Here is a 15655-nt window from a genome sequence, read left to right as displayed (position 1 = left end):
CGTATCGGCAACCCCGGTTACCCCGATCGTCGCGTCAGGCCTTGGTGAGCCAGTAGGTCAGGCCCAGGTCGTCGTCGGTTCCGGTGGTCAGGGCGTCCGTTGCCGGGGGAGCCGCCTGGGTGAGGGTGGTGGCCAGGACCTCGCGGCCGATCTCGTCCGCGTGCTTGCCGAGGGCATCGGAAAGCTCCGAGTCCGTGCTGGTGAGCCAGACGGTGATCCGGTCGGAGACCTCGAGGCCGGAGTTCTTGCGGGCCTCCTGCAACGTCCGGACCACCTCGCGAGCGAGGCCGGCCTGCTTCAGCTCGGGGGTGATTTCGAGGTCGAGGGCAACGGTCTCGCCCTGCTCGTTCACCACCGACCAGCCCTCCCGCGGCCGCTCCGACAAGAGCACCTCGTCGGCGCTGACCTGGACCTCTTCGCCGTCGACCAGGACGGTCGCCGTGTCGGAGGCCTTGAGCGCCGCGGCCAGACCCGCGGCGTCGGCAGCAGCGATGGCGGCCGCGACGACCGGGGTCTGCTTGGCGAAGCGCTTGCCGAGCTCGCGGAAGTTGCCCTTCGCCGAGTAGTCGATCAGGTCCTCGCCGGCCGACGACAGCGGCGCGACCGTGCCGACGTTGAGCTCTTCGGCGATCTCGCGGAGGAGCTCGTCGTCCAGATCGGCGATCGCGGCCGACCCGACCAGCGCGCGGCCGAGCGGCTGCCTGGTACGGACCTTCGCCTCGGCCCGCGCGGACCGGCCGAGTTCGACAACCCGCCGAGCCATCGACACGTGCGTCGCCAGCCGGTCGTCGATCACGGAGGCGTCGTACGACGGGAAAGCGGCAAGGTGCACCGACTCCGCCAGCCCCGGCGTGACCGGGCGGAACACGTCCTGCCAGACCCGCTCGGTGACGAACGGGGTCAGCGGCGCCATCAGCCGGGTCAGCACGTCGAGCGTCTCGTGCAGCGTGGCCAGTGCGCCGGCATCGCCCGCCCAGAAGCGGCGGCGCGAGCGGCGTACGTACCAGTTGGACAGCACGTCGACGAACTGGCTGATCAGAGCGCCGAGCTTCTGCGTGTCGTATGCCGCGTACGCCTCGTCCGTGTCGCGGACCAGCCGGTGCGTCTCGCTGACCAGCCACCGGTCGAGCACCGAGCGCTCGGCCACCGGGGGAGCGGCAGCCGTCGGTGACCAGTCGGCCAACCGGGCGTACAGGGCGTGGAAGGCGGCCGTGTTCCAGTAGGTCAGCATGACCTTGCGGACGATCTCGTTGAGCACGTTCGGCCCGATGCCGCGCGCCTTCCACGGCGAGCCGGAGCACGCCATGAACCAGCGCACCGCGTCGGCGCTGTGGTTGTCCATCAGCGGGATCGGCTCGAGGATGTTGCCCAGGTGCTTGGACATCTTCCGGCCGTCCTCGGCCAGGATGTGCCCGAGGCAGACGACGTTGCGGTACGACGACTCGTCGAACACCAGCGTGCCGATCGCCATCAGCGTGTAGAACCAGCCACGCGTCTGGTCGATCGCCTCGGAGATGAAGTCCGCCGGGTACGACTTCTTGAACTTCTCCTGCGACCCCTCGGCCCACGGGTAGCCCCACTGCGCGAACGGCATCGCGCCCGAGTCGTACCAGGCGTCGATCACCTCGGCGACCCGCGTCGACTCCTCGCCACAGGTCGGGCAGGCGAAGGTGATGTCGTCGACGAACGGCCGGTGCGGGTCGGTCGCGCTCAGGTCGCGCCCGGCCAGCTCGCCGAGCTCGGCCAGCGAGCCGACGCAGACCTGGTGGTCGTCGGCGCAGCGCCAGATCGGCAGCGGCGTACCCCAGAAGCGGGAGCGGGAGACGGCCCAGTCGATGTTGTTGCGCAGCCAGTCGCCGTACCGGCCCCACTTGACCGAGTCCGGGTACCAGTTGGTCTTCTCGTTCTCCCGGAGCAGTGCGTCCTTCACCTGGGTGGTGCGGATGTACCAGGACGGCAGCGCGTAGTACATGACAGGGGTGTGGCAGCGCCAGCAGTGCGGGTACGGGTGCTCGTACGGCACGTGCTTGAACAGGACGCCGCGGTCGCGCAGGTCGTTGACCAGGTCCTCGTCGGCCTTCTTGAAGAACTGCCCGCCGACCAGCGGCACGTCAGCCTTGAACGTGCCGTCCGACTCGACCGGGTTGACCACAGGGAGGTTGTAGGCGCGGCTGACGATGAGGTCGTCGGCACCGAACGCAGGAGCCTGGTGCACCAGACCAGTACCGTCCTCAGTGGTCACATAGTCGGCCAGTACTACGTAGTGCGCCGCCTCAGTGAACTCCACCAGCTCGAACGGCCGCTGGTACGTCCAGTGCTCCATGTCATGTCCGACGTACCGGTCAGTGACCGTCCAGCCCTCGCCCAGCGCGCTCACCAGCGGCTCAGCCACGACCAGCGACTCGTTGCCGTCGGTGGCGACCACATAGTCGACGTCCGGGTGCACAGCGACAGCCGTGTTGGACACCAGCGTCCAGGGGGTCGTCGTCCAGACCAGGAGCGACGCCTTGCCGGCCAGCGGGCCAGAGGTGAGCGGGAAGCGGACGTAGACCGACGGGTCGATGACTGTCTCGTAGCCCTGGGCGAGCTCGTGATCCGACAGGCCGGTGCCGCAGCGGGGGCAGTACGGAGTGATCCGGTAGTCCTCGACGAGCTGACCCTTGTCGTGGATCTGCTTGAGCGACCACCACACCGACTGCACGTACTCCGGGTCCATCGTCCGGTACGGGTGCTCCATGTCCACCCAGTAGCCCATCCGGGTGGTCAGGTCGGCGAAGGCGTCGACGTGCCGGAGTACCGACTCGCGGCACTTGGCGTTGAACTCGGCGATCCCGAAGGCCTCGATGTCCTTCTTGCCGCTGAACCCGAGCTCCTTCTCCACCGCCACCTCGACCGGCAGGCCGTGGCAGTCCCAGCCGGCCTTGCGCTCGACCGAGAAGCCCTTCATCGTCCGGTAGCGCGGGAACACGTCCTTGAAGACGCGCGCCTCGATGTGGTGCGTGCCGGGCATGCCGTTCGCGGTCGGCGGGCCCTCGAAGAAGGTCCACGGCTCACCGCCGGCAGTCTGCTCGAGACTCTTCGCGAAGGTGTCCTGCTCGTCCCAGTGCGCGAGCACGTCGCGCTCGATCGCCGGCAGATCGACCTGCGCCGGGATCTGTAGCCAACCGTTGGTGGTGGGGTTCTCCGCCATTTCCTTCGTTCCTTCGTCGAGCGTCGTGCCTGCCGGACGAAGGGACGAGGCCTCGGCGTCGTCGCCGGGCTCCGCGGTACCACCCTCCTTGGCCGGTCCCTGGGGACCTGCCCACTTCGTTACGCTCCGCTGCCGGGTCTAGTGAGTCCGTGATGGACCGTTCTTCCGGCGGCTCCGGGGTGATCGCCCCATCACTGCCTTGCGGTGTGCCGGGCCAGTGTACGACTCCGTACCATCCGGCTACGAATCGTTAATCGCTGGTCAGGACGGGATCCGTCCCCCACAATGCTCGTGCGGGTTGCTGAGACGGTGCCGAAACTGAAGCAATTGCTTGCCTGAAGAAGCTCCGAGACGCGGCTGTGACGCGCGGAACATCGAGTGGGCTTGAAGAACCGACTACCGTATGTCCACGGTCTGCGCGTCGGGCTGGCACGTGGCCTTCACGTGACCTACTGTCTTGCGACCAGTCCGCTTCAGTCTCCGACGAAGGCAGGGGGTAGTCGACCATGGCTACATCGGCTCCGAAGAAGTCCGCCCCCAGACGTCCCGCCGCGGCCTCGAAGAGTGCCGCGCAATCCGCCGAACCGGTCGCCACGAAGGCACCGGCCAACCAGCCTTCAGCGAAGAAGGCCGCTGCCAAGCAGACTCCGACGAAGAGGGTGGCCATGAAGACGAACGAGAACCGCAGTCCGGCGACTGCACCGGCCAAGGTGCCTGCGAAGAAGGCCGAGAACTTCACCGTCAAGGACGGCGAGACGCCGTGGACCGCGGCCGAGATGGAGGAGCTGCGCGGTGAGCTGGAGGCCGACGCGATCCACCTGAAGGAAGAGATCCGCGACGCCGAGCAGGAGATCGTCGGGCTGCTCCGCGACGGTGGCGACGGGGCCGGCAACGACCAGGCCGACGTCGGGTCGACGACGCTGGAGCGCGACCACGAGATGTCGCTGGCCCGGAACGCGAGCGACATGCTCGACCAGATCGAGCGGGCGCTGTCCCGGATCGACGACGGCACCTACGGCGTCTGCGAGAGCTGCGGCAAGGCGATCGGCAAGGGTCGGTTGCAGGCGTTCCCGCGTGCGACACTGTGCGTGTCATGCAAAGAACGCGAAGAACGCCGCTGAGCAACCCCGAACCGTCCGACCTGCCAGCGGACGACTCACCAGACCCCAAGCCGGAACCGGCCGACCTCGAGTCGGCCGGTTCCTCGCCGTCCCGTTCCCCTCGACTGATCGGCCTGTTCGCCGCGGTCGGTCTGCTGGTGCTTGGGCTGGATCAGTTGACCAAGGTGCTGGCTCTGCATCATCTGACGCCGGGGGAGCCGGTCAATGTCATCGGCTCTCTGCTCAAGTTCAATCTGATCCGGAATCCGGGAGCGGCTTTCAGTTTGGGGTCGAATCTGACGCCGGTGATCAGTGCGATTCAGATCATCGTGGCGGTCGGAGTGGTGTACCTGTCGCGCAAGCTCGGGTCCATCGGGTGGGCGGTGGCCTTCGGGCTGCTGTTCGGCGGGGCGATCGGGAACATCACGGACCGGGTGTTCCGGGAGCCGTCGCCGTTCCACGGGCATGTGGTCGACTTCCTGCAGACGCCGCACTGGGCGATCTTCAACGTCGCGGACATGGCGGTGACCTCGGCGGCGATCCTGCTGGTGATCCAGACCCTGCGCGGCATCCGGCTGGACGGTACGAAAGATATGGGGAAGAAGTGAGCGGCGACGCACGCACGGTGATGATTCCCGACGGCCTCGCCGGTGAGCGGCTCGACGCCGCACTGTCCCGCCTCTTCGGGGTCTCCAGGACCAAGGCCGCCGAGATGATCGAGTCCGGCCTGGTCCAGATGGACGGCTCGCCGGCGCTGAAGTCCGCCCGCGTCTCCGCCGGGGTCATGCTCGACGTCGAGCTCCCAGCGCCGCCGGGTGAGATCACCGTCGTACCGGAGACCGTCGACAATCTCCGCATCGTCCACGACGACGACGAGATCATCGTCGTCGACAAGCCGGTCGGAGTCGCCGCCCACCCGTCACCGGGCTGGACCGGCCCGACCGTGATCGGCCACCTCGCCGGCGCCGGCTTCAGCATCTCCACCAGCGGCGCGGCCGAGCGCAAGGGCATCGTCCACCGCCTCGATGTCGGTACGTCGGGCCTGATGGTGGTCGCGAAGACGGAGTACAGCTACACCGTGCTCAAGCGCGCCTTCAAGGAGCGCACGGTCAAGAAGATCTACCACGCGCTGGTCCAGGGTCACCCCGACCCGTTCACCGGCACCGTGGACGCCCCGATCGACCGCCACCCCCACCACGACTACAAGTTCGGCGTGGTAGCCGGCGGCAAACCGAGCGTCACCCACTACGAGACGCTCGAGGCGTTCCGCTTCGCCACCCTCCTCGAGATCACCCTGGAGACCGGCCGGACCCACCAGATCCGCGTCCACATGTCCGCCATCGGCCACCCCTGCGCCGGCGACCTCACCTACGGCGCCGACCCGGTCCTGGCCGAACGCCTCGAGCTCTCCCGCCAATGGCTCCACGCCATGCGCCTCGGCTTCACCCACCCCGGCAGCGGCGAGTACGTCGAGTACACCTCGGAGTACCCGGCCGACCTCGACAACGCACTGAACAAACTCGCCGCCGACCAGTAGCGATGAAGCTGTACCTGTCCTCCTTCCGGCTGGGCGACCACCCCGAGCACCTGGTCGCCCTACTCCCGGAGGCCGGCCGGGTCGCAGTCATCTGCAACGCCATCGACGCCGAGGATCCCGCGGTACGCCGCGACGAAGTCGCCGCCGAGCTCACCTGGCTCCGCGACCTCGGACTGCGCCCCGAGGAGTTGGACCTGCGCTCGTACTCCGAACGCGGCGCCCGCGCCGGCCAGGACCTCGGCGCGCGCCTCGCGGAGTACGACGGTCTATGGGTCCGCGGCGGCAACGTCTTCGTACTCCGGGCCGCCATGGCCACCAGTGGCGCAGATCTGATCCTGCCCGGGTTGATCACCTCGGAGACCGTCGTCTACGCGGGGTACAGCGCCGGCTGCTGCGTGCTGGCCCCGAGCCTGCGCGGGCTGGAGCTGTGTGATCCCGTCGGGGACGTCGACGGCGAGGTGGTCTGGGACGGCCTCGGGGTGCTCGACGAGGCGATCGTGCCGCATCTCAACTCGCCGGGACACCCGGAGACGGAGTTGCTGGAGAAGGTCGTCGAGCTGTACGAACGCAGCGGCGTCAGGCACCTCAAGATGCGTGACGGGCAGGCGCTCGTGGTGGACGGACAGCGGCGCGAACTGGTGTGAAGTGGTGTCGTCCACGAACGGATATCGGGCGCTGAGTCCAGCCCTCGGTGAGCCGATTCAAAGACTGTCCATGGCCCCGCATAGGCTGGCGCAGTTCCACTCATTCACGCCTCTGGGAGGTCTGCGAAGACATGGCGTCCAGCGACAGTTTCGTGCATCTACATGTGCACACCGAGTACTCGATGCTGGACGGCGCCGCGCGGATCGACGAGTTGTTCAAAACGGCCCAGGAGATGGGTCAGCCGGCCATCGCGACCACCGACCATGGATTCGTCTTCGGGGCGTACGAGTTCTGGAAGACCGCGAAGAAGTACGACGTGAAGCCGATCATCGGCGTCGAGGCGTACCTGACGCCGCACACCCACCGCAGCGAGCGCAAGCGGGTCAAGTGGGGCGATGCGAACTCCGGCCGCGACGACGTCTCGGGTAGCGGTGCGTACACGCACATGACGCTGCTGGCGAAGAACACCGGCGGCATGCACAACCTGTTCCGGATGTCGTCGCTGGCCAGTCTCGAGGGCTACTACTTCAAGCCCCGGATGGACCGCGAGCTGCTGCAGACCTACGGCAAGGGCCTGATCGCGACCACCGGCTGCCCGTCCGGCGAGGTGCAGACCCGGCTCCGGCTGGGGCAGTACGACGAGGCCATCAAGGCGGCCGCCGAGTTCCGCGACATCTTCGGCAAAGAGAACTACTACTGCGAGCTGATGGACCACGGGCTCGGCATCGAGCGCGACATCCAGGGCGACCTGCTGCGGCTGGCCAAGGAGCTCGGCCTGCCGCTGGTCGCGACCAACGACCTGCACTACACCAAGCCCGAGGACTCGGTCGCGCACGCGGCGCTGCTCTGCGTGCAGTCCGGCTCGACCCTGTCCGACCCGAACCGGTTCAAGTTCGACGCCAACGAGTTCTACGTGAAGACCGCGGCCGAGATGCGCGAGGTCTGGAAGGACTACCCGGAGGCCTGCGACAACACACTGCTGATCGCCGAGCAGTGCGACGTGAGCTTCACCGAGGGCGAGGGCCGGTTCATGCCGCGCTTCCCCTGCCCTGAGGGCCACAACGAGGAGTCCTGGTTCGTCGCCGAGGTCGAGACCGGCCTGCACAAGCGGTACCCCGCCGGGGTCCCCGACCACGTGCGCAAGCAGGCGGAGTACGAGATCGAGGTCATCACCTCGAAGGGGTACGCCGGCTACTTCCTGGTCGTCGCCGACTTCATCAACTGGGCCAAGGAGAACGGCATCCGGGTCGGCCCCGGTCGTGGCTCCGGCGCCGGCTCGATGTGCGCCTACGCGATGCGGATCACCGACCTCGACCCGCTCCAGCACGGCCTGATCTTCGAGCGCTTCCTCAACCCCGAGCGCATGTCGATGCCCGACTTCGACATCGACTTCGACGACCGTCGCCGCCCCGAGGTGATCCGCTACGTCACCGAGAAGTACGGCGACGACCGGGTCGCGATGATCGTCACCTACGGCACGATCAAGGCCAAGCAGGCGATCAAGGACGCCGGCCGGGTGCTCGACTACCCGTTCGCGATGGGCGACCGGATCACCAAGGCGATGCCGCCGGCCGTGATGGGCAAGGACGTGCCGCTGTCCGGCATCTTCGACCCGCAGCACAAGCGGTACTCCGAGGCCGGCGAGTTCCGTCAGCTGTACGAGGCCGACGCCGACGTCCGCAAGATCGTCGACACCGCCCGCGGCCTGGAGAACCTGAAGCGCCAGTGGGGTGTGCACGCGGCCGGCGTGATCATGTCCAGCGAGCCGCTGATCGACCTGATCCCGATCATGCGCCGCGACCAGGACGGCCAGATCATCACCCAGTTCGACTACCCGAGCTGCGAGACGCTCGGCCTGGTCAAGATGGACTTCCTGGGTCTGCGCAACCTGACGATCATGGACGACGCGGTCAAGAACGTGGAGGCCAGCCGCGGGATCAAGCTGGACCTGGACGCGCTCGGCCGCAGCCTCGACGACAAGCCGACCTTCGAGCTGCTCGGCCGCGGTGACACGCTCGGTGTCTTCCAGTTCGACGGCGGCCCGATGCGGGCGCTGCTGCGGCTGATGAAGCCGGACAACTTCGAGGACATCTCGGCCGTCGGCGCGCTCTACCGGCCCGGCCCGATGGGCGCGAACAGCCACACCAACTACGCGCTGCGCAAGAACAAGCAGCAGGAGATCAGCTACCCGCACGACGAGCTCGCGGTCGCGCTGGAGCCGATCCTCGGGACGACGTACGGGCTGATCGTCTACCAAGAGCAAGTCATGGCGATCGCCCAGCAGCTCGGCGGCTACACGCTCGGCAAGGCGGACCTGCTCCGCCGGGCGATGGGCAAGAAGAAGCGCGAGGTGCTCGACGCGGAGTACGTCGGGTTCTCCGAGGGGATGAAGGCCAACGGCTTCTCCGCCCAGTCGATCAAGGCGCTCTGGGACGTCCTGGTCCCGTTCTCCGACTACGCGTTCAACAAGGCGCACTCGGCGGCGTACGGGCTGGTCTCGTACTGGACCGCGTACCTGAAGGCGAACTTCCCCGCGGAGTACATGGCCGCTGTGCTGACGTCCGTGAAGGACGACAAGGACAAGATGGCCATCTACCTGAACGAGTGCCGCCGGATGGGCATCAAGGTGCTGCCGCCGGACGTGAACGAGTCCGACTCCGACTTCACCCCGGTCGGCACCGACATCCGCTTCGGCATGTCCGGGATCCGCAACGTCGGCGTCAACGTGGTGGCCGAGATCGTCGCGGCCCGCCAGTCCGAGGGCCGGTTCACCGACTTCGTCGACTTCATCGACAAGGTGCCGCTGCCGGTCTGCAACAAGCGGGTGATCGAGTCGCTGGCCAAGGCCGGCTCGTTCGACTCGATGGGTCATGCCCGGCGCGCGGTCGTCGCGGTGCACGAGCAGGCCGTCGACGAGGCGATCGACCTCAAGCGGAACGAGGCGCACGGCCAGTTCGACCTGTTCTCGATGGGCGACGACGACGAGACCGAGGCCGACGGCAACAGCCGGCTGACCGTCCGGGTGCCCGAGATCGAGGAGTGGGACAAGGCCACCAAGCTCGCCCACGAGCGGGACATGCTCGGCCTGTACGTCTCCGACCACCCGCTGTTCGGCGTCGAGCACGTGCTCACCAACGGCACCGACTGCACCATCGGCCAGTTGCTCGCCGACGAGGACCGGCCGGACGGCAGCAGGGTGACGATCGGCGGTCTGGTCACCGCGGTCCAGCGCAAGGTGAACAAGCGCGGTGACATCTACGCGATCGTCACCATCGAGGACCTCGAGGGTTCGATCGAGGTGATGATGTTCTCCTCGGCGTACCAGTTGCACGCGCACCTGCTGAGCAACGACGCGATCATCTTGATGAAGGGCCGGATCCGCCGGCGCGAGGACCGGGTCGAGCTGAGCGGTGACGAGGTCTCCGTGCCCGACCTGACCGAGGGACCGAGCGGCCCGGTCGTGATCACCATGCCGGTCAACCGGTGTACGCCGCCGGTGGTCGATCAGCTCCGCGACGTGCTGCAGTCGCACCCGGGCATGACCGAGGTGCAGTTGCGGTTGCAGGCGCGGCAGAAGACGACGGTGATGCGGATCGGCGACCGATTCCGGGTGACCCCGACCTCGTCGCTGATGGCGGACCTGAAGGCATTGCTGGGCCCGTCGTGCCTGGCCGGCTAGCGGGACCTGCAACACTTGCCACGTGAGTCAGCCAGTTGAGAACCCGCTCGGTCCGTCAGCGTACGGACAGGGCTATGGCCAAGCGCCCTTCGGTACGCCGGTAGTGGTTGAGGAACCCAAGTTGCCGTGGAGCCGGGCGATCGCGGTGACGATCGGGGTGTTCCTCGTCGCCGGGGCGATCGCGGGGTGGGCGTGGCAGCAGTTCTCGCCGCTCGCGCAGTACACGGTGGACGAGAACGGCGGGTCGCTCGGCGAGGAGCAGATGACGAAGGTCTTCGGACCTGACGGCACCTTCACCGCGATCGGGTTCCTGGCCGCCCTGGTGCTGGGCGCGTTGCTGTTCTGGTGGTTGCGCAACTACGGTCCGTGGGCGGTCAGCATCGTCGTACTCGGGTCGGCGCTGGGCTCCGGGGTCGCCTGGGGTGTCGGCATGTTGCTCGGGCATGACCCGCTGCAGGCGCGGCTGGAGACGGCCAAGCCGGGGGATCTGCTGGACGCTCCGCTGGAGCTGCACACCTGGACACCGCTGGCCGCCTGGCTGGTGGGCGCAGCGCTCGCCGCGGCCATCATCGCCGCCTCCACCTGGCGTGCAGATCCTGTTGCAACCGGATCGGTATCTGCCGCGTCAGAATCGTCACCGCAGGTGCATTAGCCTGTTTCGGCCGGTGGTGAGGCTACCGGCGACGTGAGGGGGGCATATGTCTGACGACACCAATCCGCCGACCGGCGGGCACCACCCGGGTGCCGCTGGCGGGCAGGGGCCATACAGCGGCCAGCCGCAGCACAATCCGTACGCTCCGCAGGGCCAGCAACCAGGCTATAGCGGCCAGCCGCCGCAGGGCGCGCCGTACGGCGGGTCGCAGCCCGGCCAGCCAGGACAGCCGCCGCAGGGGCCGCAGTACGGTCAGCCGCCGGCGCAGGGCCCGCAGTATGGTCAGCAGCCGCCGCAGGGGCAGCCGTTCCCGCAGTACGGGCAGCAGCCGCAGGGCCCGCAGTACGGGGCCGGGCAGCCGCAGTACGGCGCAGGGCAGGCGCAGCCGGGGCAGTACGGACAGCAGCCGCCGCAGGGTGGGCAGTTGTGGCCGCAGCCGGGGTCGCCGGACTACCCGCAGCAGGGGTATGGCGGTGGCGGGCAACCGCCGTACGGTTCGCCGGAGACCATGGAGTGGCAGCCTGAGCCGAAGAAGCGCGGCAAGCTGATCCCGCTGATCGCAGGGGTCGCGGTCGTCGCAGTAGTCGCCGGTGGTGGCATCTTCGCCTACGGCAAGCTCGCTGGTGGCGGGCAGCCGGCAGACGTGCTGCCGGGCAACGCCGTTGCCTACGCGCGGGTCGACCTGAACCCGTCGGCCGGCCAGAAGGTCGCCGCCGTCCGGTTCATGCTGAAGTTCCCGTCGGCCAAGGAGAAGATCGGGCTGACGAGCGACAAGGACGATCTGCGCCAGAAGCTGTTCGACCTGATCAAGAAGGACTCCGACGACGAGCTGGCCGACGTCGACTTCGACAAGGACATCAAGCCGTGGCTGGGTGACCGCGCGGGTGCCGCCGCGGTGCCGGGCAAGGACGGCGAGGAGCCGGACGCGATCGTCGCGGTCGAGGTGAAGAACGAGGACAAGGCGAACGCCGGGCTGGACAAGTTGTTCGCAGGAGAGGACAAGAAGCCGGGCCGGGTGTTCACCGAAGGCTACGTGCTGCTGTCCGAGGACCAGGCGACCGTCGACGCGGCCGTTGCCGCCGGCAAGGACAGCCCGCTGTCCGAGAACGCCACCTTCAAGGCCGACATGGACGCGCTCGGCGAGCAGGGCTTCGTCTCGATGTGGGCGGACCTGAAGGGGCTGTCGGCGCTGGCTCCCAAGGGGATGGCCTCGGAGAGCTCCGCGCTGCCGGAGGGGAGCGCGGCCGCGGCGCTGCGGTTCGACTCGCAGTACGTCGAGCTGAAGGGCATCGCGCGCGGCGACAAGTCGATCAAGGTCAACTCGGCCAACGCCGGTGACCAGATCGCCAAGCTGCCCGACACCACGGCCGCCGCGTTGACGCTGTCCGACGGCGCCAACCTGGTCGACACGGTCTGGAAGCAACTGGAGAAGTCCGGCGCGGGCCTCAACCTGCCCGAGCTGACGAAGGGCTTCACCGAGGAGTACGGGCTGGTCCTGCCGGACGACCTGAAGCCGCTGCTGGGCAAGAACCTGTCGGTCGCGGTCGACAAGGACAGCAGCAACGGCCCGAAGATCGCCGCCCGGATCGAGACCGACCCGGCCAAGGCCGAGGCGGTCGTCGACAAGGTGACCGACCTGATCCAGACCCACTCGCCGGTCGGGGAGATCCCGATCAAGAAGGCGAAGGACGACAAGACGCTCGTCATCGCCACCGATCAGGACTACGCCGATCAGGTCCTCAAGGGCGGCAACCTCGGCCAGTCCGAGAGCTTCAAGCAGGCGGTCCCCGACACGTCCGGCGCCGTGCTGGTCGGCTACGTCGACTTCGCCTCGATCGGCTCGCTGGATGAGGAGATCGGCCGCGACAAGGACTACGCCGCCCTCCGCTCCGCCGGCCTGACCAGCCGCGTAACCGGCGACGGCCAAGGCGAATTCACCTTGCGGGTCGTAGCCAAGTAACCCAACCCCACAAAGCCCGGACAGCCCCAGCGGCTGTCCGGGCTTTGTCGTTCAAGACCCTCGAACAATGCACCCTGGCTGGATGCAGCCAGCCAGCCACAGCCCACGTCCCGTCACGCACTATGGCGTGGAGATGCTCGGTACTTGGCCGACGAAGCTCTACGGCTTGGCGGTTGAAGGAGAACCAGACCCTGTACTGCTGCAGGCCGCACGTATGTTCGCAGAAGCAACCCTGCCGGCCGACTCCCAAGGCCGAGCCGCGTTCGTCATCGCTCACCGCGCCCGCCCAGCGAACTTCCTGCTCATCTACTGGTGGAGCAGCGACGTAGACCTCTCGCTGGCGTACTTCCGGTCGCCACTGGACCAGCCGACCGCCATCACACCCATGCCCGCCTTCGCGACCGGCTGCGTCTGGGAGCTGGCGCTCGCTCAGAATGAGCGGGTTGCTTGGGTTCGGCACCTGCTCACCGGTGAGCCGGACCTTGAGGCCTATCTCAATGAGGTGCCGCCGGGTGAGGTCAGGTGAGGACGCGGTAGCGGAGGTTGGCGGATGCGCCGACCTGGGTGATCGAGATCGGTTCGAGAGAAACGAGCGGGCCGGTGCTGCGGAACAGTGGGATGCCCTGGCCGAGGAGTATGGGGGCGATGTGAATGAAGAGTTCGTCGAGTAGGCCGGCTTCGATGCATTGGGCGGCTACCGTGCCGCCGAGGATCAGCAGGTCCTTGCCGTCAGCCGCCTCCAGGGCGGTCTTGACGACTGGGCGGATGTCGCCGCTGACGAACGTGTACGCCGGGTTCGGCTCGTCGGCGGGTGGGTTGTGGGTCAGTACGAAGATCGGTCCGTCGTAGGCGCCGCCGTACAGCTCGCCGCCGACCCGGCGCCCGGCGTCGTACCCGTTCCGCCCGGCCAGCGCGGCGCCTGACGTCTTCGCCACCTCCATGCCCTCCGGTTGAGGGCCGCTGCCGGCCGCCTTCATCCACTCCATCGAGTGCTCCGGGCCGGCGATGAAACCGTCGAGGGACATCGTCACGTGGTACAGGACCTTCGCCATCGTTCCGCCTCCTTGGTGGGGTTTGACCATCAAGACGAGCGAGCCCGCGAAAACTCATCGGTGGATCGTGTCGAAATCCGGCAAGCAGTCTCTACCTAGGGGTAAAGACACCTAGGAAGGACCAGAAAATGCCTCACATCACCGCAGTCCGGACCATCTCGATCCCCGTCAGCGACCAGGACCGGGCGCTGGAGTTCTACGAGCGGAAGCTGGGCTTCGAGAAGCTGTGGGACGCGCCGCTGCCACAGCTCGGCGGCCGCTGGCTCGTCGTCGGTCTGCCGGGCGGTACCACCACCATCGCGCTGCTACAGGCGTCGGACACCGGCGTCGACACAGGCATCCGGCTCGCCACGACGGATGCCGCGGCTGCCCACGCGGCGCTCGGCGAGCAGGGCGTGGAGACGAGCGAGCTGATCTCCTGGCCGGGCGTGCCGCCGATGTTCACCTTCACCGACCAGGACGGCAACCGGCTCTACCTGACCCAGGAGTAATACCCTGCAGGTATCAGGAGGTGGCGTAATGGACGTCGATCTGCGCAAGGTCCGGTACTTCGTCGCGGTGGCCGAGGAGCTGCATTTCGGCCGCGCGGCGGAGCGGTTGCACATCGCCCAGCCGGTGCTGTCGCGGCAGATCCGGGCGCTGGAGGACGAGCTCAAGGTCCTGCTGTTCGTCCGTACCAAGCGGGCGACCGAGCTGACCGAGGCCGGCCGGCAGTTGCTGGAGGACGGCCGTCCGTTGCTCGCCGCGGCCGAGGCGGCCCGGGTCCGGGTGGTTCGGGCCGCGCGGCCGGCGGGCACCTTCACGATCGGGTTCATGCCGGGTATCACCGTCACGACGGCGGTGCGCGCGTTCACCAAGCAGTACCCGGAGCTGACGATCGAGCTGCTCCGGACGTCGTGGCACGACCAGGTCGAGGTACTACGAGACGGCCGCGCCGACGTCAGCATCGTCCGGCTGCCGATCGACCAGCAGGGTTTGACGGTCCGCCCGCTGTTCGAGGAGTCGCGGGTGGTCATGCTGCCCACCGACCATCGGCTCGCGGGCAAGTCGTCGCTGCGGATCAGCGACCTCGCCGACGATCACCTGTTGCAGGACCCGGACGCCGTACCGGAGTGGCGCGACATCGCCGTCGAGCTCCGGGAACGGCGGCCAGGCCGGGTACCGGTCTTCCACAACGTCGAGGAGAAACTCGAGCACGTTGCTGCCGGCAACGGAATCTCGGTGCTGCCACTCTCCACCGCAAGCTTCTACACCCGCCCGGACGTGGTCGCGGTGCCGATCGAGGACATCGGCCCGAACCACGTCTGCCTGGCCTGGAGCGCCGGCCGGCGGGCCCGAACCATCCATGACTTCGCGGAGATCGCGATCGGACTCACCTGGAGCACCTGATGAGCTATGAGAAGGACCCGCGGGTCGACGAGTACATCGACAAGCTGCCCGACTGGCAGCAGGAGATCTGCCACCGTGTGCGCGACCTCGTGCACGCGGCCGACCCCGAACTCGAAGAGACGATCAAGCGCACGGTCCAGCCGTACTTCGTGCTGCAGGGCAACGTCTGCGCGCTGCTGGCCGCCAAGACGCACGTCAACATCTTCCTGTACGACGGCGCGATCGTCCCCGACCCGGAAGGCATCATCACCGGCGGCCACGACAACAAGACCGCCCGGATGATCTCCCTCCACGAGAACGACCCGATCAACGAGCCCGCCCTGACCGCGATGCTCCGCCAGATCATCGCCAACAACCGCGCAGGCGGCTGGCGCAAACTCAAGAACGCCTAGCCCAAGGGGCTGCCCGATCGGGCCTCGACGTGACCCTCGGGGCACGAGACGATCTGTTG

Annotated in this window: 13 protein-coding genes; 11 read left to right on the top strand and 2 right to left on the bottom strand. The window is 67.7% G+C overall.

The features are described from left to right. Positions 1–34: 34 nt before the first annotated feature. Positions 35–3190, bottom strand: a complete 3156-nt coding sequence (gene ileS, locus ABD116_RS13000; RefSeq protein WP_343968478.1) for an isoleucine--tRNA ligase — start codon at positions 3188–3190, stop codon at positions 35–37. 665 nt (positions 3191–3855) lie between these two features. On the opposite strand from ileS, the gene ABD116_RS12995 reads away from it, so the two are divergent. From ABD116_RS12995 to ABD116_RS12960, 8 genes are all read left to right on the top strand, one after another. Further along, positions 3856–4311: a TraR/DksA family transcriptional regulator gene (locus ABD116_RS12995; RefSeq protein ID WP_343968476.1), complete on the top strand. Its 456-nt coding sequence runs from the start codon at positions 3856–3858 to the stop codon at positions 4309–4311. Beyond that, on the top strand, positions 4284–4898 hold the full coding sequence (lspA, locus tag ABD116_RS12990) for a signal peptidase II (RefSeq protein ID WP_343968472.1): 615 nt from the start codon (positions 4284–4286) through the stop codon (positions 4896–4898). The genes ABD116_RS12995 and lspA overlap by 28 nt, the downstream gene beginning before the upstream one ends. Before the next feature lie 20 nt (positions 4899–4918). Next, positions 4919–5827, top strand: coding sequence for an RluA family pseudouridine synthase (locus ABD116_RS12985; RefSeq protein WP_343968812.1), 909 nt, complete (start codon positions 4919–4921; stop codon positions 5825–5827). Positions 5828–5829: 2 nt separating this feature from the next. Continuing rightward, positions 5830–6471 carry a Type 1 glutamine amidotransferase-like domain-containing protein gene (locus tag ABD116_RS12980; RefSeq protein WP_343968470.1) on the top strand — a complete coding sequence of 214 codons (642 nt, stop codon included), beginning with the start codon at positions 5830–5832 and terminating at the stop codon, positions 6469–6471. A 131-nt stretch (positions 6472–6602) separates the two neighbouring features. Next, positions 6603–10151, top strand: a complete 3549-nt coding sequence (dnaE, locus tag ABD116_RS12975) for a DNA polymerase III subunit alpha (RefSeq protein ID WP_343968468.1) — start codon at positions 6603–6605, stop codon at positions 10149–10151. 22 nt (positions 10152–10173) lie between these two features. Then, the gene (locus tag ABD116_RS12970) at positions 10174–10803 is read left to right on the top strand and encodes a hypothetical protein (protein WP_343968466.1); all 630 of its coding nucleotides are present in this window, start codon (positions 10174–10176) and stop codon (positions 10801–10803) included. Between the two features lie 46 nt (positions 10804–10849). Next, a complete protein-coding gene (locus ABD116_RS12965) occupies positions 10850–12763 on the top strand; it encodes a DUF3352 domain-containing protein (RefSeq protein WP_343968464.1) in 1914 nt (637 codons plus the stop codon). An 82-nt stretch (positions 12764–12845) separates the two neighbouring features. Continuing rightward, positions 12846–13289 carry a hypothetical protein gene (locus ABD116_RS12960; RefSeq protein ID WP_343968463.1) on the top strand — a complete coding sequence of 148 codons (444 nt, stop codon included), beginning with the start codon at positions 12846–12848 and terminating at the stop codon, positions 13287–13289. On the opposite strand, the gene ABD116_RS12955 is transcribed toward ABD116_RS12960, so the two are convergent. Continuing rightward, on the bottom strand, positions 13282–13815 hold the full coding sequence (locus ABD116_RS12955) for a dihydrofolate reductase family protein (RefSeq protein ID WP_343968461.1): 534 nt from the start codon (positions 13813–13815) through the stop codon (positions 13282–13284). The genes ABD116_RS12960 and ABD116_RS12955 overlap by 8 nt on opposite strands. Positions 13816–13943: 128 nt before the next feature. On the opposite strand from ABD116_RS12955, the gene ABD116_RS12950 reads away from it, so the two are divergent. The 3 genes from ABD116_RS12950 to ABD116_RS12940 are packed head-to-tail and all read left to right on the top strand — an operon-like array spanning position 13944 to position 15596. Then, positions 13944–14306, top strand: coding sequence for a VOC family protein (locus ABD116_RS12950; RefSeq protein WP_343968459.1), 363 nt, complete (start codon positions 13944–13946; stop codon positions 14304–14306). A gap of 28 nt (positions 14307–14334) precedes the next feature. Next, positions 14335–15204 (top strand): LysR family transcriptional regulator, encoded by an 870-nt coding sequence (locus ABD116_RS12945; RefSeq protein ID WP_343968457.1) that lies wholly within the window; start codon positions 14335–14337, stop codon positions 15202–15204. Further along, positions 15204–15596: a DUF1801 domain-containing protein gene (locus tag ABD116_RS12940; protein WP_343968455.1), complete on the top strand. Its 393-nt coding sequence runs from the start codon at positions 15204–15206 to the stop codon at positions 15594–15596. Before ABD116_RS12945 ends, ABD116_RS12940 begins: the two co-directional genes overlap by 1 nt. Positions 15597–15655: the final 59 nt, after the last annotated feature.

The organism is Kribbella koreensis (genome assembly GCF_039525325.1).
Taxonomy (GTDB): Bacteria; Actinomycetota; Actinomycetes; order Propionibacteriales; family Kribbellaceae; genus Kribbella; species Kribbella koreensis.
The sequence above is the reverse complement of the archived record's forward strand: the minus strand, read 5'-3'. Positions and strand labels throughout refer to the sequence as shown.

Bases quoted from the DNA above. Each gene is read 5' to 3' on its own strand.
- lspA (WP_343968472.1), top strand. From the start codon at position 4,284: ATGCAAAGAACGCGAAGAACGCCGCTGAGCAACCCCGAACCGTCCGAC.
- ABD116_RS12980 (WP_343968470.1), top strand. From the start codon at position 5,830: ATGAAGCTGTACCTGTCCTCCTTCCGGCTGGGCGACCACCCCGAGCAC.
- ABD116_RS12950 (WP_343968459.1), top strand. From the start codon at position 13,944: ATGCCTCACATCACCGCAGTCCGGACCATCTCGATCCCCGTCAGCGAC.
- ABD116_RS12960 (WP_343968463.1), top strand. From the start codon at position 12,846: ATGCAGCCAGCCAGCCACAGCCCACGTCCCGTCACGCACTATGGCGTG.
- ABD116_RS12955 (WP_343968461.1), bottom strand. From the start codon at position 13,815: ATGGCGAAGGTCCTGTACCACGTGACGATGTCCCTCGACGGTTTCATC.
- ABD116_RS12940 (WP_343968455.1), top strand. From the start codon at position 15,204: ATGAGCTATGAGAAGGACCCGCGGGTCGACGAGTACATCGACAAGCTG.
- ABD116_RS12995 (WP_343968476.1), top strand. From the start codon at position 3,856: ATGAAGACGAACGAGAACCGCAGTCCGGCGACTGCACCGGCCAAGGTG.
- ABD116_RS12965 (WP_343968464.1), top strand. From the start codon at position 10,850: ATGTCTGACGACACCAATCCGCCGACCGGCGGGCACCACCCGGGTGCC.
- ileS (WP_343968478.1), bottom strand. From the start codon at position 3,190: ATGGCGGAGAACCCCACCACCAACGGTTGGCTACAGATCCCGGCGCAG.
- ABD116_RS12945 (WP_343968457.1), top strand. From the start codon at position 14,335: ATGGACGTCGATCTGCGCAAGGTCCGGTACTTCGTCGCGGTGGCCGAG.
- ABD116_RS12985 (WP_343968812.1), top strand. From the start codon at position 4,919: ATGATTCCCGACGGCCTCGCCGGTGAGCGGCTCGACGCCGCACTGTCC.
- dnaE (WP_343968468.1), top strand. From the start codon at position 6,603: ATGGCGTCCAGCGACAGTTTCGTGCATCTACATGTGCACACCGAGTAC.